A 19,704-nucleotide genomic window follows, 5' to 3' on the forward strand; every position below is an offset into this window, starting at 1 on the left:
TCGCCCTTCGTCCATGCTCACAGTGACTTTCTTCTCCCGAGCGCATTCGACACGCACTGTCGTATTCTCCCCCACCCGTCCGCCGGGCTATCGTCATCGCCGTGCGTCATCACGCCGCCTACGGCTCAAATCTCGACCCTGCCCGGATGCGTGCCTACTGTCCGCATTCGCCCATGGTGGGCACCGGCTGGCTGGAAGGCTGGCGGCTGACCTTCGCCGGGGCGGACGTGATCGGGTGGGAGGGCGCGGTCAGCACCCTCGTCGAGTCGCCCGGCGACCGGGTCTTCGTGGCGCTCTACGACATCCACCCGTACGACGCCGGCCAGCTCGACGAGATCGAGGGCGTGACGGCCGGCACGTACCGCAAGCTGCACGTCCGGGTCTCCACCCTCGACGGCGACGTGACCGCGTGGATCTACGTCTTCAACGGGTACGAGGGCGGCCTGCCGACCTCGTGGTATCTGTCCGAGATCGCGAACGCCGCCGAGAAGGCGGGCGCCCCGGACGACTACGTCACCGAACTGCGGTCCCGCCCCACCGGCACCGCGTCGGCGTAGCAGCGCGTATCGCACGCCTCCAGTCTGCTCCCGCCGCCGGCCGGACCGGGGGCCGGGCCCGACCGGGGTCGGCAATCACACACCGGCGGCGAGGTCGGCCCGGGTGCGGTGCAGCAACTCCACCAGCTCGGCGCCGTCCGCCGGGCCGAGAGCCGTGAACGCCGGCGCCACGAGACGGTTGGTCACCGCCTCCGCCCAGAGTCGTCGGCGCACCAACGGCCCGATCGGCGGGTAGGGCGGCGGCCAGCCGCAGGCCACCGCCCCGGCCTCCCCCTCCGGGCCGGCCAGCACGGCCTCCAGCGGTGTCATCCCGGCGGCGCGTACGGCCAGCAGGTAGGCACCGGTGAAGTGTTCCCGCAACAGCCGCAGCCCGGCGGCACTCCGGGCACCCGGGGAGAGATCCGGCAGTGGCATGACCCGCCACGCGGCGAAGAGCGGCATCCCGCTGGCGTCCGCCGCCGCCACCGCCCGCTCGACGAGCACCGCCAGGCGCTCGGTGGCGGGCCGGGCATCGAGCTGCTGCGACCCCCACCGGCAGCACTCGGCGAGGCTCGCCGCCGCCACCTCGACGGGCGGGACGACCCGGGCGGCGGCGTCCCAGCCGTCGGCGACCGCGTCCGGTGCGATGAACCCGAGAGCGGCGGCGGCCGTCTCGGCCCGCACGTCGCCGAGCGCGCCGGCCCGGCCACTGATGTAGAACGCCCAGCCGGAGATGCCGAGCAGCCGGGCACGACGCAACGTGGCCGGGTCCCGGGTGAACGCGTCGCCCAGGTCCAATACGACGGGCTTGCTGGCGGCAGCGACCTGCTCCGGTGTCATCCGAGCGGCTCTCTCGGGCAGCCCGGTCCGTCGACCACGACGGGGCCCCGACCCGGGGTCACCCGCCCGGGGTGGCCCGCACACTCGTCGTCGTCCATCGATGGTCAGTCTGCCGCGCCACCGCCCGCCTCCGCATCCCCCTCTTCGGCGGCCAACGCCTCGACCGCCGCCTCCACCTCACCCGCACGCCGCCGCGCCACGGTGACCGCCCGCTCGGCGGCACGCCGAGCGAGTTTGGCCCGGCTGAGATCCTGCTCGGCGACCGCCCGCCGCCGCTCCAGCTCGGCCAGTTCGGCCTCGATCCCATCGAGTACGGCAGCGTCGTCCCGCTCCTGCCCGGCTGCCTCGGTCAGCTCGGCCTCCGCGCGCTGCTGGTCGGTCCGGGCTCTGGCCAGCTCCCGATCCAGGGCGCGGCGCTGCCGGGCCCGTTCGGCGCGGGCGGCCCGCTGCGCGGTCCGTTCGGCCTGCTCGGCGCGCTCCGCCGACCGGTCCGTGCGGGGCACCGCCTCGGGACGCCCCCGCTGGGCACTCGGCCGACGGGCCGGGCGTTCCTCCGCCGGCTCCTCGTCCTCGCCAGTGACCAGCCGCAGCTGTGGCCGGGGCACCTCGCCGAAGCCGGCGTAGCTGGTCGCCCGGAGCAGGCGGCCGGCCCGCACCTGCTCGGCGACCTCGACGTCGGAGAACGCCGCGTTCAGGGTCGCCTCCACCTCGGCCAGTGGCAGCCGGCTGGCCGGTGGGGCGTCCGGCTCCGCCGCCGCGAGCTTGCGGACCTCGGCGACCAGGGCACCGACCACCGCCCGGCGCTGCGCGGACAACTCCCGCAGTCGGGCACCCCGCAGCTCGCGCTGGGCCGTCCGCAGCGCGTCGGCGAGCTGGACCAGGTCGGCGACCAGCTCCGGGCGTTGGATGGCGAGCAGGTTCACCAGCCAGGCGGCCACCGTCGGACGACGCAGTCGGGCCAGCTGTCGGGCGGTGCCCGGATCGCCGGCACGGCGGGCCTCGGCCACGGCGGCGTCCCGGGCGGCCACGAACCGGTCCGGTGGTACGCGGTAGAGCTGCTGCACCAGCTCCGCTGAGGGGCCGGGCATCTCCTCAGACGTCCACCCGGCTGCCGGGCTCCAGCCGCTGGTATTCGGTGCCGGACAGCGCGGTGTACTGCCGGTCGAGCACGCCCAACCCGTTGTCGTTGAGCAACGCGTCGTGCAGGGCGTACGCGCGCCGGGGCGCGACCGCGCGGATGAAGTCGACCACCTCGGAGAACTTCGACCAGGGGGCGTGGATCGGCGCGAAGAGGGTGTCGACGGGTGTCTCGTCGGGCACCACCAGGGAGTCGCCCGGGTGGTAGATCACGTCGTTGATCAGGTAGCCGAGGTTGTCGATCACCGGGATGTCGGGGTGGATCACCGCGTGTCGCCCCCCGTACGCGCGGACGGCGACCCCGGCTGCGGTGAACGACTCACCGGGGGCGACCGGGCGCAGCGTCTCGGCCGTGTCGCCGAGTGCTCCGGCGAGCGAGGCCGGCCCGTGGATCGGGAACGGCTGCCTGTCGAGTTGCCGGCGCACCGCGGCCAGGTCGAGGTGGTCGGGGTGTTCGTGGGTGATCAGCACCGCGTCCGCACCGTCCAACGCCGTCGCGGAGTCGCTGAACACGCCGGGGTCGACGACGAGCACTCCCCCGTCGTGTTCCACCCGGAGGCAGGAGTGGGCGTACTTGGTGAGCCGCATCGTGACTCCTCGATTATCGAATCGTGATGTCCTCAGCGCAGTCTGCCGGAACCAGCCGACGTGTGCGCCGCGTCCGAGCTATCGCCACACCGGATCACGACGATGGGAGCGGGGATGGACGGACAGGCGGTACGACGCCGCGGCACACTGCTGGCGGCGACGGCACTGGCGGCGGCACTGGTCTTGACCGGGTGCGGGGCCGACGACAGTGGATCCCCGGACAAGGCGGCCGTCGCCCCGGCGCTCGGCGACGCCCAGCGGGACAACGCGGCGGGAGCGCCCGAGGCCGCCGCGGACCCGCAGAAGGGCGGGGCCGGGGCACCCCGGGAGGCCGGCACCGGCGCTCCGGACCTGCGGGTCGACCAGCGGGCCATCATCTACACCGGTTCGATGCGGGTGCAGGTGGACGATGTGGATGCCGAAGCCCGGGAGGTGAGCGCCCTGGTCACCCGCGCCGGTGGCTTCGTCGGCGGTGACCAGCGGCGCAGTGCCGGCGCCGACGCGGTGGCCGAGTTGCAGTTGCGGGTGCCGGCGGAGAAGTTCACAGCCGTGGTGGACGAGATCGCGACGCGCGGCAGCCAGCAGAGCCGGGAGATCAGCACCGAGGACGCCACCGAGGCGATCGTCGACCTCGACGCACGCATCACCAGTCAGCGGGCCAGGGTGGAGAGCGCCCGCCGGTTGCTGGCCCGCGCCAGCTCGATCACCGACCTGGTGTCGTTGGAGAACGAGTTGGGTCGCCGCGAGGCCGACCTGGCGTCGCTGGAGGCCAAGAAACGGCGACTGGCCGACCTGACCGCCCTCTCCACGATCACCGTGACGCTCGTCGGGCCGGCGGCCAAGGCCACCGAGGAGAAGGCCGAGACCGGCTTCCTGGTCGGGCTCAAGGGCGGCTGGAGGGCGTTCGTCGCCTCGTTGACCGTCCTGCTCACCGTGCTGGGGGCGCTGCTGCCCTGGCTCGTGGCATTCGGCGTACCGGTGGCGGTGCTGCTGCTGGTGCTGCGTCGGCGCAGGAGGGCCCCGATCCCGACCGCTCCGGTCAGCGCGCCGCCGCCAGTGCCCGCAGCGCGGTCTGCACCATGACGCGTACGCCGGCGGGGATGGCCCGCTCGTCCACGTCGAAGCTTGCCCGGTGCAGGTCGACGTTGGGACCCGGGCGACCCACACCGAGCCGGGCGAGGGCGCCGGGGACGTACTCCAGATACCAGGAGAAGTCCTCGCCGCCCATGCTCTGCGGTGTCTCGGCGATCCCCTGCGGGCCGAGCGCGGCGGCGGTGGCGGCGGTCAGCACCTGGATGGCCCGGGCGTCGTTGGACACCGGCGGCCGGCCGCGCAGGTATTCCAGGTCGACTGTGGCACCGGTCGGCGCGATCACGTCCCGGACCACCTGAGCGACGATCTTGGGTGCCTGCTCCCACGTGTCGCGGTCCATCACCCGCAGGGTGCCGGAGGCGCTCGCCTCGGAGGGGATGACGTTGTAGCGGGTGCCGGCCGAGGCGTGGCCGAAGACCAGCAGCAGACCACTGTTGGCCGGCACCCGGCGGCTGACCAGGGCGGGCACCTCGGTGACCAACCGGCCGAGCGCGTCGACCAGGTCGACGGTCAGGTGCGGGCGGGCGGTGTGCCCACCCGGACCGGAGAGCCGGACTGTGACGTTGTCGGCGGCCGCGGTGATCGGGCCGACCCGCAGCCCCACCCGCCCCACCGGCAGGTTCGGGTCGCAGTGCAGCGCGAAGATCTGCACCACGTCGTCCAGACCACCGGCCTCGATGACCTCGAGCGAACCGCAGGGCAGGATCTCCTCGGCCGGCTGGAAGATGAGCCGGACCCGCCCGTCCAACTCACCCAGGTCCGCGAGTTGGGCCAGCAACATGCCGACGCCGAGCAGGATGGTGGTGTGCACGTCGTGGCCGCAGGCGTGGCAGACGCCCGCCACTGTCGACCGGTAGGGCACGTCCTTGGAGTCGTCGAGTGGCAGGGCGTCGATGTCGGCGCGCAGCGCGACCACGGGACCGTCCGGCCGGCCGTTGACGTCGCAGATCACGCCGTTGCCCTTGGGCAGCAGGCGCGGGTTGAGCCCGGCCAGCGAGAGCTCCCGGGCGATCAGTGCGGCCGTCTCGAACTCGGAGCCGGAGAGCTCCGGGTGCGAGTGGAGGTGACGGCGGGTAGCGATCAGCCCCGGCACGCGGAGCGCTAGGAGGTGGTCCAGCTCGCGGGGCAGCGGCTCGGATCCCGGGGGCAGCTCCGGCCAGGACGACGCCGGCTGGCCATCCGTGGGCAGCGTCAACGCACTCGTCACGTCGAATTCTCGATCAGTAGAAACGGATGGATCATCGGGGACAGCAGACAGCCTAGACCTCCGACGGTGACGCTGCGCAACCTCGTTACGGTAATGATCAGACCGCACAGCGTCACGTATGCCCTGTTCCGGGCGCTCGGAGATGTCTGGGACAGCAGGTAGATCGCTGTCGAACGCCGACATGCGTCCCTCACCTCCTACAACGCGTAACCAATCGTGGCGGCCGTGAAGCTGGTGGCACACGCGCGGGCCCTGGTGCAAATTGTCGCATTAGTCGGGGTGATGAACTGACACTCCGACAATTAGCCGACCACACTCCGCAACCAGCCGAATAGGGACGCTCACATAGCGGCGTCCACCACGGGCGCACACCGTGTGCGTCCGCGTTCCCCCGACCCGGTACCCGCCAGACCCGGCCGACACACCGCGTCCGCGAGCGGAAACGGTCAGAAGCGGTCGGTGGGCCGGTACAGCCCCCACACCTCGCGCAACGTCCCGCAGACCTCACCCACGGTGGCCCGGGCGCGCAGCGCCTCCTTCATCGGGTAGAGCACGTTGTCCGAGCCCTCCGCTGCGGCGCGCAGGTCGGCGAGGGCCCGCGTCACGGCCTCGGCGTCCCGTTCGGAGCGCAGCCGAGCCAGCCGCTCGGCCTGGGCCGCCTCGATCGTCGGGTCGACGCGCAGCGGCTCGTACGGCTCCTCCTCGTCCACCGTGAACCGGTTGAGCCCGACCACCACCCGCTCACCCGAGTCGATCTCCTGCGCGATCCGGTACGCGGACTGCTCGATCTCCCGCTTCTGGAACCCGGCCTCGATGGCGTCCACCGCCGAACCGTGATCGGCCACCCGCTCCATCAACTCCAGGGCGGCGGCCTCGATCTCGGCGGTCATCGCCTCCACCACGTACGAGCCGGCGAAGGGGTCGACGGTGGCGGTCAGGTCGGTCTCGTACGCCAGCACCTGCTGGGTCCGCAGCGCGAGCCGGGCGGCCTTCTCGGTGGGCAGCGCGATCGCCTCGTCGAAGCTGTTGGTGTGCAGCGACTGCGTGCCGCCGAGCACCGCGCCCAGCCCCTGCACCGCCACCCGGACCAGGTTGACCTCCGGCTGCTGCGCGGTGAGCTGCACGCCAGCCGTCTGGGTGTGGAACCGCAGCATCATCGACTTCGGATCCCTGGCGCCGAAGTCGTCGTGCATCAGTCGGGCCCAGATCCGCCGGGCGGCGCGGAACTTCGCCACCTCCTCCAGCAGTGTGGTGCGGGCCACGAAGAAGAACGACAGCCGGGGCGCGAAGTCGTCCACCGCGAGCCCGGCGGCCAGCGCCGCCCGCACGTACTCGACACCGTTGGCCAGGGTGAACGCGATCTCCTGCGCGGGCGTCGCGCCGGCCTCGGCCATGTGGTAGCCGGAGATGGAGATGGTGTTCCACTTCGGCACCTCCTTGCGGCAGTACGCGAACGTGTCCGCGACCAGGCGCAGCGACGGCTTCGGCGGGAAGATGTAGGTGCCCCGGGCGATGTACTCCTTGAGGATGTCGTTCTGGATGGTGCCGTTGAGCGCCGCGCCGGGCACCCCGTTCTCCTCGGCGACGAGCTGGTAGAGCAGCAGCAGCACCGAGCCGGGCGCGTTGATGGTCATCGAGGTGGAGACCTTGTCCAGTGGGATGTCGGCGAAGAGCAGCCGCATGTCCTCAATGGAGTCGATGGCGACGCCCACCTTGCCGACCTCGCCGTGCGCGATCGGCTCGTCGGAGTCGTAGCCCATCTGGGTCGGCAGGTCGAAGGCCACCGAGAGGCCCATCGTGCCGGCCCGCAACAGTTGGTGGTAGCGCGCGTTGGACTCGGTGGCGGTGCCGAAGCCGGCGTACTGGCGCATGGTCCACGGGCGGGAGGTGTACATGGTGGGATAAACCCCCCGAGTGTACGGAAACTCGCCGGGCGCGCCCAGCCTGGAGTCCAGATCCTCCGGAAGGTCGGCACCCGTGTAGACGCCCTTGATCGGAAAACCGGACTCGCTTGACCGCCGTTCACTCATCCCCGGATGGTAGGACGCGCAGGCAGCCGCCGGGGGGAGGGATACCGCACAGCGGATTCCGACCCGCCACAGGAGGTGAACGAAGCAGCACTTTCTGTCGACTTCGATAAACGTCCGTCGCGTCGGCTTTCGCATCGGGCGTCGGAACCAGCAAGATAGGGGGGTTGTGTCCCAGCCCCCCTCGATTTCCCCCGGTGGCTTTTCTGTGACTCAGATCCCGACGTGGAGCGGCGGACCAGTCAGTCCCGCCAACGGCCGCGCAGCACCAGGCACCACCATCGGTGACCGGTACGCGCTGCGGTCCTCGGTGGGCAACGGCGGCATGGGCACGGTGTGGCGCGCCACCGACACCCTGCTCCGCCGCGACGTGGCGGTGAAGGAGGTCGTCCTGCCCCCGGGGCTGGCCCCCAGCGACCGCGATGCCATGTACGAACGCACCCTGCGCGAGGCGCGGGCCGCCGCCGCCATCCAGCACCCGGCCGTGGTGCAGGTGTACGACGTGGTCACCGAGGCCGGTCGGCCGTGGATCGTGATGGAGCTGCTGGACGCCCGCAGCCTCGCCGACATGGTGATCGAGGACGGGCCGGTCGCGCCCCGCGCCGTCGCCAAGATCGGCATCGCGCTGCTCGGCGCGTTGGAGGTGGCGCACGCGATCGGCGTGCTGCACCGCGACGTCAAGCCGGCCAACGTGCTGATCTGCACCGACGGGCGTTGCGTGCTGACCGACTTCGGGGTCGCCCGGATGCCCACCGACGTGCAGCTCACCACCCCCGGCATGGTGCTCGGCTCGCCGCACTTCATCTCGCCCGAGCGGGCCATGGGCCAGGAGTTCGGCCCGCCGAGCGACCTCTTCTCGCTGGGTGTGACGCTGTACACGGCGGTGGAGGGGCGCCCCCCGTTCGACAAGGGCGACCCGATCGAGACCATGCACGCCGTGGTCGAGGACCCGCCCGCCCCGCCGCAGCGCAGCGGCCCGCTGACCCGCGTGCTCATGGGCCTGTTGGAGAAGGACCCGGCCCGCCGACTGGACGTGCACACCTCCCGGGCCATGCTGCGCGAGCTGCTCGCCGGCCCGCTGGCCAGCACCGCGACCTCGGTGCACTCGGTCACCGACCCGTACGCGGTGGTGTCGGTGCAGCAACGCCCGGTGCCCGTCCTCCCACCGGCCCAGCCGGAGCCGAAGCCGGACAACCAGATCGGTGGCCCGGCGATGCTGGCCCCGAACGAGTCCCTGACCGACCGGCTGGCCGCGCTGCGCCGGGGCGAACGCCCACAGCCGGTCACCCCGGTCGCCGGCAGCGGGTTCGACGAGACGAGCGCCGACGCGTTGGCCGGCCCGCTGCACACGCCCACCGGCGCGATGCCCGGCCCCGACCAGCCGGCCACCGGGCGCACCTACGGCGGCAGCGCCGACGCCACCCAGCGGGTGGACGCCGGCGCACACCCGGACGCCACCCAGCGGGTCAGCTACGGCAGCCCGGCCGATGCCACCCAACAGGTCGGCTACGGCGGCGCACCGGAGGCCACCCAACGCATCGGCGGCGCACCGCAGGCCAGCCCGCGCGTCGGCGGCACCTACGGCGGCGGCAACCAGTGGTCGGTGCCGGGCACCGGCCAGCCCTGGGCCACCTCGCCCGCCGCGCCGGGCGGCGGCGCTCTCGGCAAGGTCCGCGCCACCGGTGGTCAGCTCGTCAGCACGGTCAAGGGCTGGCCCCGCAAGGTGCAGCTCGCCGCGGCCGGCGGGTTGGCCGTCGTGCTGCTGCTCACCGTGGTGGCCCTGTCCAGCGGCGACGACCCCCCGCCGAACACCCCGGCGGCCCAGCCCACCGCGTCCGCCCCGGCGGCTCCCACTGTCGAGATGCAGGAGCACACCGCCCGCGGCATCCAGGTCATGGTGCCGAAGGGCTGGAAGAAGGCCACCGGCCCCTCGTACACCGACTACATCGACCCGGAGGACAGCGGCCGCAAGGTCCGCATCATCACCGAGAAGTGGTCCAGCGACTCCAACCGCTGGGCCGAGACGGCCGCGAACGGCCTGCAGACCAGGAGCACCTCCTGCGTCAAGCCGTACGCGCAGGTCGCCTCCAGGGAGACCCAACTTGCCGACAAACCGGCCGCCGAATTCGAGTACACCTGCGGCGCGGGCGACACCATGCGGCACGGCATCTGGCTCGGCCTGGCACAGGGCGGCAAGGCGTACTCGTTCTACCTCACCGCCAACGACGCCAAGTTCGCCGAGAGCAAGCCGATCTTCGACGAGATGGTCAAGACGTTCCAGCTCACCGGGGAAGGCTGAGCCGGAGGGAACCGCCAGCGGTGATCCGCCGCCGTGCTATCAAGGGGCATGGCGGCGGACACCACTGACATCGACGACATTCGCGAGCAAGCCCGACGCTGGCTCGCCGACGACCCCGACCCGGCCAGCCGGGCCGAGCTGACGGCGGTGCTCGACCGGCTGCCGGCGAGCGCCCCCGAGTTGGCCGACCGGTTCGCCGGCCCGCTGACCTTCGGCACCGCGGGCCTGCGCGGCCCACTGCGCGCCGGCCCGAACGGAATGAACCTCGCCGTCGTCACCCAGGCCGCTGCCGGCCTGGTCGGTTGGCTCGCGGCCCAGGGTGGCACCGGCCCCCTGGTGATCGGGTACGACGCTCGGCACGGCTCCCGGCAGTTCGCCGAGCGGACCGCCCGGGTAGCGACCGGGGCGGGCCGCCCGGCGCTGCTGCTGCCCCGCCCGCTGCCCACCCCGGTGCTGGCGTACGCCGTGCGCCACCTCGGCGGGGTCGCCGGGGTGATGGTCACGGCCAGCCACAACCCGCCCCAGGACAACGGCTACAAGGTCTACCTCGGCGCGGAGCTGGGCGGTGAGCTGGGCGCGGGGGCGCAGATCGTGCCGCCCGCCGACGCCGGCATCGAAGCGGCCATCCGAGCGGTCGGGCCGCTGACCCAGGTGCCGCTGGGCCAGCCCGGGCAGGTGCTCGGCGACGACCTGGTCGCCTCGTACGTGGAACGGGCCACCGCGGTGATCGACCCGGACGGCTCCCGCGACCTGTTGGTGGCGTACACCCCGCTGCACGGGGTTGGCGCGGCGGTGCTCACCGCCGCCTTCGCCCGCGCTGGCTTCCCGGTGCCCGGTGTGGTGCCCGACCAGGCCGAGCCGGACCCGGCGTTTCCGACAGTGTCGTTTCCCAACCCGGAGGAGCCGGGGGCGGTGGACCGGCTGATCGCGCTGGCCGACTCCACCGGAGCGGACCTCGCCATCGCCAACGACCCGGACGCCGACCGGTGCGCCGTGGTCGTCCGGGACGACCGCGACGGCTGGCGGATGCTGCGCGGCGACGAGGTGGGTGTCCTGCTCGCCGACCACCTGATGCGCCGTGGGGTGACCGGGCTCTATGCCACCACCATCGTGTCGTCGTCCCTGCTGCGGGCGATGTGCGCGGCCCGGGGCCTGCCCTACGACGAGACACTCACCGGCTTCAAGTGGATCGTGCGGGCCGGCGGTGGCAGCGCACCGCTGGTCTTCGGCTACGAGGAGGCGCTCGGCTACTGCGTCGCCCCGGAGCACGTCCGGGACAAGGACGGCATCACCGCCGCGCTGACCGTGGCCGAGCTGGCCGCCGGGCTCAAGACGCAGGGCCGCACGTTGACCGACCGGCTGGACGAGCTGGCCGCCGAGTTCGGCGTGCACCACACCGACCAGCTCTCCGTCCGGGTGGACGACCTGCGGGTGATCGTCGACGCGATGGCCCGGATCCGGGCGGCCACCCCGACCACCCTGCTCGGGCACCCGGTCGACAGCGTCCGGGACCTGCTACCCGAAGCGGACGTGGTGATCCTGCGGACCGGGGTGGCCCGGGTGGTGATCCGCCCGTCCGGGACCGAGCCGAAGCTCAAGGCGTACCTCGAGGTGGTGGAACCGGTCGTGGACGGCGACGTCGCGGCCGCGCGCACCCGGGCCGGCGCAGCGATCGCGCAGTTGCGCGCTGAGATCGCCGCCGCCCTCGGGGTGTAGAGACGCAGGGTCAGCGGCGCGGGCCGAGCGCCTGGTCGACGGCCCGGCCCAGAGCGGCGACGACCAGGCCGACCGAGGGTCGGACCACCGAGTCGTCGGTGCTCACCTCACCGGAGAAGCCGGCGCCGGTGGCGATCTCCTCCAGCCGGCGGCGCGCGTCGGCGGCGGTATCGCCGCTCACCCCGAGCGCGGACTCCATCCGCAGCACCACGACCAGGGTGGCCAGTGCGGCGGTCCGCTCGTCCGGGGCCGCCGCGCCGGCCAGGGCCTCGGTCAGCCGCTGCCGGGTCTCCGCCTCCACGGAGGCGTCCACGACCGGGTAGCGGTGCACGTGGATGAAGCCCAACTCGGTCTCGTCGACGTCGCGGACCACACCCTGGCTGCACAGATCCCCGAGGATCCGGTCCCGCAGGCCATGCCGCAGGCGCTGCACCCAGGAGGCCGGGCTGTGCGGGGTGTCGGCCGCGACCCGGCCCAACACCTCGTCGGCGACCGGCTCGCCGGTCGGCTTCGGGTCGATCACTGCCAACGATCCGTCGGCGTACGCGATCCGGCCGGCCAGGGCCAGCTCGACCAGCACCGCGGCGGCCATGCCCAGGTCCAGGCTGATTCGCGGCATGGTCGCCTTGCCGGTCGTGTCGTCGTAGGCGAGAAGCAACAACTCCTCGGCGAGCGCAACACCAGTCATGGCCGGAGACGGTAGCGGGTCCGCGCCCCACCGCGCACGGACCCGCCCGACCCGGCGTCGACCGGGTGCCGCCCTCAGAACCGGGGCATGCCACCGAACTGGCGGTCACCGGCGTCGCCGAGCCCGGGGACGATGAACATTCGGTCGTTGAGCCCCTCGTCGATCGAGGCCGTGACCAGGCGCAACGGCAGACCGGAGCGTTCCAGCCGCTCGATGCCGACCGGCGCGGCGAGCACGCAGAGCACGGTGATGTCGGTGCAGCCTCGGTCGGCCAGCAGCCGACAGGAGTGCTCCAGCGAGCCACCGGTCGCCAGCATCGGGTCCAGCACCAGCACCGGCAGTCCGGCCAGGTCGCGGGGCAACGACTCCATGTACGCGCGCGGCTCGTAGGTCTCCTCGTCGCGGGCCAGGCCGACGAAGCCCATCGAGGACTCCGGCAGCAGGCCGAGCGCGGCGTCCGCCATGCCCAGGCCCGCCCGCAGCACCGGGACCAGCAGCGGCGGATTGGCCAGCCGGGTGCCCTCGGTGCCGGTGACCGGCGTCTGCACCGGGTACCGCTCGACGGGGAAGGTGCGCGCCGCCTCGTACACCAGCATGGTGGTCAGTTCGTGCAGCGCCGCCCGGAACGTCGAGGAATCGGTGCGCGCGTCCCGCATGGCAGTCAACCTGGACTGGGCCAGCGGGTGGTCAATGACGTGTACGTCCACGATCGCTCAACCTACCGGTCCACCCGGCTCGGCGGTGTGGCCGCGCTCGGACCAGCGACGCCGCTCACGTCCGCCCACCACTTGTGAGCAAGATCACTTGGCCTTCCGGTGCGTAGACTTCGGGGCATGACGGCGACAACGACGTCGGCCCGGTCGGAGCTCTCCGAGCTGGGACGATCCGAGACCGCTCTGCGGACCTTCCTGCACGGCCTACCGGGCGTGGACCAGGTCGGCGCGGAGCAGCGGGCGGCACAGCTCGGCACCCGATCCATCAAGACCACCGCCAAGGCCCAGGCGATCGACCTGGCGATCCGCATGGTCGACCTGACCACCCTGGAAGGCGCGGACACCCCGGGCAAGGTGCGCGCGCTCGCCGCGAAGGCGCTGCGTCCGGACCCGGCCGACCCGTCCTGCCCGCACGTCGGCGCGGTCTGCGTCTACCCGGCGATGGTTCCGTACGTCGCCGAGGTGCTGCGGGGCAGCGCCGCCGGGGCCGGGCGGCCAGCCGGCGGGCCGGTCGAGGCGGCCAGCGCCGCGCCGGCCGGACCCGGCATCGTTCACCTGGCCAGCGTGGCGACCGCGTTCCCGTCCGGCCAGGCGCCGTTGGAGATCAAGCTGGCCGACACCCGGGCCGCCGTGGCGGCCGGTGCCGACGAGATCGACATGGTGATCAACCGGGGTGCGTTCCTGGCCGGGCGGTACAGGGAGGTCTACGACGAGATCGTCGCGGTCAAGGAAGCCTGCGGCCCTGCTGATGGCGGTCGCCAAGGGCGCCCGGCAGCCCACCTCAAGGTGATCCTGGAGACCGGCGAACTGGCCACCTACGACAACGTGCGGCGGGCCTCCTGGCTGGCCATGCTGGCCGGCGGCGACTTCATCAAGACCTCCACCGGCAAGGTCCCGGTCGCGGCGACGATGCCGGTGACCCTGGTCATGCTGGAGGCGGTCCGTGACTTCCGCGAGGCGACCGGGCGGCAGGTGGGCGTGAAGCCCGCCGGTGGCATCAAGACCACCAAGGACGCCATCAAGTACCTGGTGATGGTCAACGAGACAGTCGGCCCGGACTGGCTCGACCCGGACTGGTTCCGCTTCGGCGCGTCCAGCCTGCTCAACGACCTGCTGATGCAGCGCACCAAGCTGACGACCGGCGTCTACTCCGGTCCCGACTACTTCACCCTGGACTGATAGCCGATGTTCGAATACGCCCCTGCGCCCGAGTCGCGCGCGATCGTCGACCTCAAGCCGTCCTACGGTTTGTTCATCGACGGCGAGTTCGTCGACGGCGAGGATCTCCACAAGACGATCAATCCCGCTTCGGAGGAGGTGCTCGCCGAGGTCACCTGGGCCGGCGCCGCCGACGTCGAGCGCGCGGTACGCGCCGCCCGCAAGGCGTACGACAAGGTCTGGGGTCCGATGCCGGCCCGGGACCGGGCGAAGTACCTGTACCGGATCGCCCGACTCGTCCAGGAACGCTCCCGCGAGCTGGCCGTCCTGGAATCGCTGGACAACGGCAAGCCGATCCGGGAGAGCCGCGACGTCGACCTGCCGCTGGTCGCCGCGCACTTCTTCTACTACGCGGGCTGGGCCGACAAGCTGGGTCATGCCGGCTTCGGGCCGAACCCGCGGCCGATCGGCGTGGCCGCGCAGGTCATCCCCTGGAACTTCCCGCTGCTGATGCTGGCCTGGAAGATCGCCCCGGCGCTCGCCGCCGGCAACACGGTGGTGCTGAAACCGGCCGAGACCACCCCGCTGACCGCCCTGCTGTTCGCCGAGATCTGCCAGCAGGCCGACCTGCCGGCCGGTGTGGTCAACATCCTCACCGGCGCCGGGGACACCGGCCGCACGCTTGTCGAGCACCCCGGCGTGGACAAGGTCGCCTTCACCGGCTCCACCGAGGTCGGCCGGGCCATCGCCCGTTCCGTCGCCGGCACCCGCAAGAAGCTCACCCTGGAGCTGGGCGGCAAGGCCGCCAACATCGTCTTCGACGACGCCCCCATCGACCAGGCCGTCGAGGGCATCGTCAACGGCATCTTCTTCAACCAGGGGCACGTCTGCTGCGCCGGCTCCCGGCTGCTGGTCCAGGAGAACGTCGCCGACCGCGTGCTGGAGTCGCTGAAGCGGCGGATGGCGCAGCTCCGGGTCGGCGACCCACTGGACAAGAACACCGACGTCGGGGCGATCAACTCCGCCGCCCAGCTGGAACGGATCCGCGAACTGTCCGACGCCGGCTCGGCCGAGGGCGCCGAACGCTGGTCACCCCCGTGCGAGCTGCCCGACCGGGGCTTCTGGTTCGCGCCGACGATCTTCACTGGCGTCACCCAGGCCCACCGCGTCGCCCGGGAGGAGATCTTCGGCCCGGTGCTGTCGGTGCTCACCTTCCGCACCCCTGCCGAGGCCGTGGAAAAGGCCAACAACACGCCGTACGGGCTGTCGGCGGGAATCTGGACCGACAAGGGCTCCCGGATCCTGTGGATGGCCGACCGGCTGCGCGCCGGTGTGGTCTGGGCCAACACGTTCAACAAGTTCGACCCCACCTCGCCGTTCGGTGGCTACAAGGAGTCGGGCTACGGTCGCGAGGGCGGCCGGCACGGGCTGGAGGGGTACCTCAATGTCTGAGCGGGTCGCGGTACGCAAGACGTACAAGCTCTTCATCGGCGGGAAGTTCCCGCGCAGCGAGTCGGGACGGTCGTATCTCGTGCAGTCCTCGAATGTGTCACTGGCCTCCCGCAAGGACGCCCGGGACGCGGTGGTCGCCGCCCGCGCCGCCGTGAAGGGCTGGGCCGGCGCGACCGCGTACAACCGGGGTCAGATCCTCTACCGGGCCGCCGAGATGCTGGAGGGCCGCCGCGAGCAGTTCGTCGCCCTCGGCATCCCCGGCGACGAGGTGGACGCCGCGGTCGACCGCTGGGTCTGGTACGCCGGCTGGGCCGACAAGCTCGCCCAGGTCTACGGCGGCGCCAACCCGGTCGCCGGCCCCTACTTCAACATCTCCGCCCCGGAGCCGACCGGCGTTGTCGCGGTGGTCGCCCCGGAGCGCCCGGCGCTACTCGGCCTGGTCAGCGTCATCGCCCCGGCGATCGTCAGCGGCAACACGGTGGTGGTGGCGGCGTCGCCGTCGGAGCCACTGGCGGCGGTGACGCTGGCCGAGGTGCTGGCCACCTCCGACCTGCCCGGCGGGGTGGTCAACATCCTCACCGGCGCGATCACCGAGACCGCGCCGGCACTGGCGGCCCACATGGACGTCAACGCGATCGACCTGACCGGGGTCACCGACGCCGAGCTCGCCACCGACCTGGAGATCAAGGCGGCGGAGAACCTCAAGCGGGTGCTGCGCCCGGCCCCGGCCGACCACGACTGGACCGCCGACCCGGGGGTGGCGCCGATGACCGCGCTGTTGGAGACGAAGACGGTGTGGCACCCCAAGGGGGTGTAGTCGTCTTTCTCGGCCTTTGGGTTTTCCGGGGGAGCCCACCCGCTCCGGGCGGTCAGGCTTGATCCCTGCGTGGGCGGGCTCCCCCGGAAAACCTGACGTGGGCCAGGCTCGCCGGCTGGTTCAGCTCAGGGGTGCTGCCTCGGGGTGGGTTGCCGGTCGGCGGGTGCCGCTCGGCTGCGCCGTGATCGACCTGGCGGGTGGGTGGGGGTCTACTACCGGGGGTAGGATTGGGTGGTGACTCGGTTGGGCGATCTTGAGCGTGCGGTGATGGACGTGCTGTGGGACGTGGTCCCCGGCACGTCGGATGGTGTGACCGTGCGCGAGGTGGCCGACGCGCTCGATGGCCGCGAGCTGGCATACACCACGGTGATGACCGTGCTGGACCGGCTCGCCGGCAAGGGCATGGTCCAGCGGGAGCGTGAAGGGCGGGCCTGGCGGTACCGGCCGACGGCCAGCCGCGAGGCGCACATCGCGCAGCTCATGCTCGACGCCCTGGACCTGGGTGGCAGCCGGGACGCCGCGCTCGTGCGCTTCGCCCGCTCGGTCACCGGCACCGAGGCCGAGGTGCTGCGGGCGGCACTGGGAGACGAGGCCGGGCTGGACACCACCGCCGGTGGCACGGGTGCCGTCGGACCGAACGCGCCGAGCCCGACCGGGTCGGGTGCCGACCTGACCGACCGGGTGGACGGGCCGGTGGGTCGACGACCTGCCGGCGAGACAGCGGAGCGGTAGGGCGCGCGCCATGGCCTACGCCGTGCACTTCGCCGCCACCATGCTGGCCTGCTATCTGACGGCTCAGGTGTTGGCCCGCTCCACCTGGACGTGGCGCAGCCCCCGGGTGGCGATCATCTGCTGGCAGGCCGTCGGGTTGGCGCTGGGTCTCTCCGCGATGGGCCTGCCGATGGCGCTCGGGTTGAGCACGTACGACCTGCCCACCGGAAGTGCGCTGCTCGCCCTCGCCAACGACCTCGGCCACGGCACCCTGCCGGTCGGGATGAGCACCTTCCACCTTGCCGGCGTCGGGGTGGGCTTCGGCATCGGTGCGGTGCTGGTCACCACGACCGTGCGCAGCATCCACGGCACGGTACGCGCGCAGCGCCGGCACCGGGACCTGCTCTCCCTGGTCGCCCGGGACGACCCGGCCGCGCCCGGCGCGCTGGTGCTGGATCATCCGAGTGCCGCCGCGTACTGCCTGCCGGGCGTGAAGCCGCAGGTGGTGGTCAGCGCCGGCACACTGAGCCTGCTGGACCGGGCCGAGTTGGCCGCGGTGCTCAGCCACGAGCGCGCGCATGCCCACGAGCGGCACGACCTGGTGCTGTTGCCGTTCACCGCGCTGTGCCGCGCGTTGCCGTGGTTCGCCTGGGTCCGCGACGCACACGAGCGGGTCGCCCTGCTGGTCGAGATGCGGGCCGACGACAAGGCCCGTGAGCTGCACGCCGAAGCGCCGCTGGCGGGAGCGCTGCGCCGGTTCGCCGCCGCCGGTCACCGAATCACCCCGGCGGGCGCGCTGGGCATGGGCGACCGCGATCTTGATGTACGGGTCCAGCGTCTCCTGATCAGCGACCGGCCACCCCGGGTGCTCGGCGCCACCGCCCTCGCGGTCGCCACCACGCTTGTCGCCCTCCCGGTCTCCCTCTTCCTGAGCTGACGCCAGCGCTCCGCCTGAGCTGACCCCAGCCCCACACGCACCCCACCTCCACCCACCGCACGCACCCGCACTCGCGCCCCCACGCACCGGCCACCCGCGCACCCCACACTTGCGCCCGCCCCGCTTCCCGCGTTCCCGCGCGCCGCGCCCGCCCACCCCGTTCCCCGCGTTCCCGCGCGCCGCGCCCGCCCACCCCGTTCCCCGCGTTCCCGCGTCCTGCGCCCCCTCCCGACCTAGCAAGATCGCGCTCGATCCAGGATCGAGTGGCATCCACGGCCGGCGAGGCCACTACATCCTGGTTCGAGCGCGATCTTGCGAGATCGGGGGCGCGAATCTGAGCGGTGAGCACCGCCCCGGCGGCCGGCACACCCCGACCCGACGGGACGCCAGCCAGCGCGACTCTGCCCGACCGCACATCTACTACATGATGTCGTAGACTTGCCTACGACAGGGCGTAGTAGTCGGACATGTAGAGAAACTACGTGTAGGGTGACTACGACAAGGGAGCCAACACTACGGAGAGCCGGCCATGGACACCCTGCTCCTCGCCCGCCTGCAGTTCGCCACTACCACCTCGATCCACTTCCTGTTCGTGGTCGTCACGCTCGGGCTGGTCACCCTGCTGGTCGGGATGCAGACCGCCTGGGTGATCACGGGCAATCCGAAATGGGAGCGGCTCACGCGCTACTGGGGCCAGCTCTACGTGATCAACTACGTGCTCGGCATCGCCACCGGCATCGTGATGGAGTTCCAGTTCGGGCTGAACTGGAGTGGCCTGTCGCGCTACGTCGGCAACGTCTTCGGCGCACCACTGGCCCTGGAGACGCTTGTGGCGTTCTTCCTGGAGTCCACGTTCCTCGGGATGTGGATCTTCGGTTGGCACCGGCTCCGCAAGGGTGTCCACCTCGCGTTGCTGTGGGGCGTGGCGATCACCGCGTACGCCTCGGCGTTCTGGATCATGGTGGCCAACTCCTGGCTGCAGAACCCGGTCGGATACGAGGTCCGCGACGGGATCGCCCACCTCACCGACTTCGGCGCGCTCCTCACCAACCCCACCCTCGGCATGGCGTTCGGGCACGTGGTCTCGGCCGCGGTGCTGGTCGGCGGGATGCTGATGGCGGCGGTCAGCGCGTGGCACCTGCTCCGGCGTACCCCTGACTTCGCGTTCTTCCGCACCTCGCTGCGGATCGGCCTGGTCACCTCGGCGCTGGCGATCTCCCTGGTGCAGGGCTTCGGTTTCGCCCAGTTCGGCGCGGTGGGCGAGGTGCAGCCGACCAAGTTCGGCGGCCAGAGTGCGGAGGCCCAGGCGCTGATCGCCGAGTGGACCGTCCGGTTCGGCCCCGGCGACTACACGCCACCGGTGCTGGCCAGCGTCGGGCTCGGCTTCATGATCCTGACCGGTTTCACCCTCGGCTGCGTCTGGTTCCTGCTGCCCCTGCTCTTCCGCGACTGGATCATCCGGCTGCGCTTCCCGCTCTGGCTGATCCTGTTGGCGCTGCCACTGCCGTTCGTCGCGGTGATCCTCGGTTGGATCTCCCGGGAGGTCGGCCGGCAACCCTGGGTGGCGTACGGGCTGCTCCCCACCGAGCAGGCGGTCTCCCCGGTCGGCGCACCGCTGATGCTGGCCTCGCTGATCGGATTCAGCCTGCTGTTGGGCGCCCTCGCCGTCACGAACTGGGTGCTGCTGGCCCGACACGCCAAGCGCGGCGCGATCGACCCGGCCCTCGGCCGCCCGCCGGCGACGCCCGATGAGCCGGCCCTTCCCGAACCCGCCCTCGTCTGAGGA

17 protein-coding genes are annotated in these 19,704 nt (G+C 72.1%); 10 read left to right on the top strand and 7 right to left on the bottom strand.

The features are described 5' to 3' along the window. Nucleotides 1–101 precede the first annotated feature (101 nt). Nucleotides 102–557 carry a gamma-glutamylcyclotransferase gene (locus tag ACGFIQ_RS05360; RefSeq protein WP_130407236.1) on the top strand — a complete coding sequence of 152 codons (456 nt, stop codon included), beginning with the start codon at nt 102–104 and terminating at the stop codon, nt 555–557. A gap of 75 nt (nt 558–632) precedes the next feature. On the opposite strand, the gene ACGFIQ_RS05365 is transcribed toward ACGFIQ_RS05360, so the two are convergent. The 3 genes from ACGFIQ_RS05365 to ACGFIQ_RS05375 all read right to left on the bottom strand — a co-directional run bounded on the left by ACGFIQ_RS05365 (nt 633) and on the right by ACGFIQ_RS05375 (nt 3,101). After that, complete coding sequence (locus tag ACGFIQ_RS05365; protein WP_393239471.1) at nt 633–1,376, bottom strand: hypothetical protein; 744 nt, start codon at nt 1,374–1,376, stop codon at nt 633–635. 104 nt (nt 1,377–1,480) lie between these two features. Continuing rightward, nucleotides 1,481–2,464, bottom strand: coding sequence for a hypothetical protein (locus ACGFIQ_RS05370; protein ID WP_393239474.1), 984 nt, complete (start codon nt 2,462–2,464; stop codon nt 1,481–1,483). 4 nt (nt 2,465–2,468) lie between these two features. Continuing rightward, a complete protein-coding gene (locus ACGFIQ_RS05375; protein WP_393239477.1) occupies nt 2,469–3,101 on the bottom strand; it encodes an MBL fold metallo-hydrolase in 633 nt (210 codons plus the stop codon). A gap of 93 nt (nt 3,102–3,194) precedes the next feature. Between ACGFIQ_RS05375 and ACGFIQ_RS05380 the strand changes: the two genes are divergently transcribed. Further along, nucleotides 3,195–4,184: a DUF4349 domain-containing protein gene (locus ACGFIQ_RS05380; protein WP_393240360.1), complete on the top strand. Its 990-nt coding sequence runs from the start codon at nt 3,195–3,197 to the stop codon at nt 4,182–4,184. Here ACGFIQ_RS05380 and ACGFIQ_RS05385 read toward each other — a convergent pair. Both ACGFIQ_RS05385 and ACGFIQ_RS05390 read right to left on the bottom strand, forming a co-directional pair. Next, on the bottom strand, nt 4,141–5,400 hold the full coding sequence (locus tag ACGFIQ_RS05385; RefSeq protein ID WP_393239480.1) for an amidohydrolase: 1,260 nt from the start codon (nt 5,398–5,400) through the stop codon (nt 4,141–4,143). The two genes, ACGFIQ_RS05380 and ACGFIQ_RS05385, sit on opposite strands and share 44 nt — an antisense overlap. Before the next feature lie 446 nt (nt 5,401–5,846). Further along, nucleotides 5,847–7,430, bottom strand: a complete 1,584-nt coding sequence (locus ACGFIQ_RS05390; protein WP_393239483.1) for a methylmalonyl-CoA mutase — start codon at nt 7,428–7,430, stop codon at nt 5,847–5,849. Between the two features lie 205 nt (nt 7,431–7,635). Here ACGFIQ_RS05390 and ACGFIQ_RS05395 point away from each other — a divergent pair, with 205 nt between their 5' ends. Further along, nucleotides 7,636–9,726, top strand: coding sequence for a protein kinase (locus ACGFIQ_RS05395; RefSeq protein WP_393239486.1), 2,091 nt, complete (start codon nt 7,636–7,638; stop codon nt 9,724–9,726). A 48-nt stretch (nt 9,727–9,774) separates the two neighbouring features. Continuing rightward, nucleotides 9,775–11,442, top strand: coding sequence for a phospho-sugar mutase (locus tag ACGFIQ_RS05400; protein WP_393239488.1), 1,668 nt, complete (start codon nt 9,775–9,777; stop codon nt 11,440–11,442). A 10-nt stretch (nt 11,443–11,452) separates the two neighbouring features. Here the strand turns inward: ACGFIQ_RS05400 and ACGFIQ_RS05405 are convergent, their stop codons facing one another. Together ACGFIQ_RS05405 and upp are read right to left on the bottom strand one after the other, a co-directional pair. Then, nucleotides 11,453–12,130 carry a GPP34 family phosphoprotein gene (locus tag ACGFIQ_RS05405; protein WP_393239490.1) on the bottom strand — a complete coding sequence of 226 codons (678 nt, stop codon included), beginning with the start codon at nt 12,128–12,130 and terminating at the stop codon, nt 11,453–11,455. Nucleotides 12,131–12,204: 74 nt separating this feature from the next. After that, on the bottom strand, nt 12,205–12,837 hold the full coding sequence (upp, locus tag ACGFIQ_RS05410) for a uracil phosphoribosyltransferase (protein WP_357241488.1): 633 nt from the start codon (nt 12,835–12,837) through the stop codon (nt 12,205–12,207). A gap of 126 nt (nt 12,838–12,963) precedes the next feature. On the opposite strand from upp, the gene deoC reads away from it, so the two are divergent. From deoC to ACGFIQ_RS05440, 6 genes are all read left to right on the top strand, one after another. Continuing rightward, entirely contained in the window at nt 12,964–14,022 is a 1,059-nt protein-coding gene (gene deoC, locus ACGFIQ_RS05415; protein WP_393239494.1) for a deoxyribose-phosphate aldolase, read from the top strand. A gap of 6 nt (nt 14,023–14,028) precedes the next feature. Then, nucleotides 14,029–15,453: an aldehyde dehydrogenase family protein gene (locus ACGFIQ_RS05420; RefSeq protein WP_393239497.1), complete on the top strand. Its 1,425-nt coding sequence runs from the start codon at nt 14,029–14,031 to the stop codon at nt 15,451–15,453. Further along, nucleotides 15,446–16,270, top strand: a complete 825-nt coding sequence (locus tag ACGFIQ_RS05425) for an aldehyde dehydrogenase family protein (RefSeq protein ID WP_393239500.1) — start codon at nt 15,446–15,448, stop codon at nt 16,268–16,270. Before ACGFIQ_RS05420 ends, ACGFIQ_RS05425 begins: the two co-directional genes overlap by 8 nt. 234 nt (nt 16,271–16,504) lie before the next feature. Next, nucleotides 16,505–17,002, top strand: a complete 498-nt coding sequence (locus ACGFIQ_RS05430; RefSeq protein ID WP_393239503.1) for a BlaI/MecI/CopY family transcriptional regulator — start codon at nt 16,505–16,507, stop codon at nt 17,000–17,002. 10 nt (nt 17,003–17,012) lie between these two features. Then, nucleotides 17,013–17,918 carry a M56 family metallopeptidase gene (locus ACGFIQ_RS05435; RefSeq protein ID WP_393239505.1) on the top strand — a complete coding sequence of 302 codons (906 nt, stop codon included), beginning with the start codon at nt 17,013–17,015 and terminating at the stop codon, nt 17,916–17,918. 529 nt (nt 17,919–18,447) lie between these two features. Continuing rightward, nucleotides 18,448–19,701 (top strand): cytochrome ubiquinol oxidase subunit I, encoded by a 1,254-nt coding sequence (locus ACGFIQ_RS05440; RefSeq protein WP_393239508.1) that lies wholly within the window; start codon nt 18,448–18,450, stop codon nt 19,699–19,701. Nucleotides 19,702–19,704: the final 3 nt, after the last annotated feature.

This window comes from Micromonospora sp. NPDC048898 (assembly GCF_043198035.1).
Taxonomy (GTDB): Bacteria; Actinomycetota; Actinomycetes; order Mycobacteriales; family Micromonosporaceae; genus Micromonospora.

Bases quoted from the DNA above. Each gene is read 5' to 3' on its own strand.
- ACGFIQ_RS05365 (WP_393239471.1), bottom strand. From the start codon at position 1,376: ATGACACCGGAGCAGGTCGCTGCCGCCAGCAAGCCCGTCGTATTGGAC.
- ACGFIQ_RS05370 (WP_393239474.1), bottom strand. From the start codon at position 2,464: ATGCCCGGCCCCTCAGCGGAGCTGGTGCAGCAGCTCTACCGCGTACCA.
- ACGFIQ_RS05375 (WP_393239477.1), bottom strand. From the start codon at position 3,101: ATGCGGCTCACCAAGTACGCCCACTCCTGCCTCCGGGTGGAACACGAC.
- ACGFIQ_RS05390 (WP_393239483.1), bottom strand. From the start codon at position 7,430: ATGAGTGAACGGCGGTCAAGCGAGTCCGGTTTTCCGATCAAGGGCGTC.
- ACGFIQ_RS05400 (WP_393239488.1), top strand. From the start codon at position 9,775: ATGGCGGCGGACACCACTGACATCGACGACATTCGCGAGCAAGCCCGA.
- ACGFIQ_RS05405 (WP_393239490.1), bottom strand. From the start codon at position 12,130: ATGACTGGTGTTGCGCTCGCCGAGGAGTTGTTGCTTCTCGCCTACGAC.
- deoC (WP_393239494.1), top strand. From the start codon at position 12,964: ATGACGGCGACAACGACGTCGGCCCGGTCGGAGCTCTCCGAGCTGGGA.
- ACGFIQ_RS05420 (WP_393239497.1), top strand. From the start codon at position 14,029: ATGTTCGAATACGCCCCTGCGCCCGAGTCGCGCGCGATCGTCGACCTC.
- ACGFIQ_RS05425 (WP_393239500.1), top strand. From the start codon at position 15,446: ATGTCTGAGCGGGTCGCGGTACGCAAGACGTACAAGCTCTTCATCGGC.
- ACGFIQ_RS05435 (WP_393239505.1), top strand. From the start codon at position 17,013: ATGGCCTACGCCGTGCACTTCGCCGCCACCATGCTGGCCTGCTATCTG.
- ACGFIQ_RS05440 (WP_393239508.1), top strand. From the start codon at position 18,448: ATGGACACCCTGCTCCTCGCCCGCCTGCAGTTCGCCACTACCACCTCG.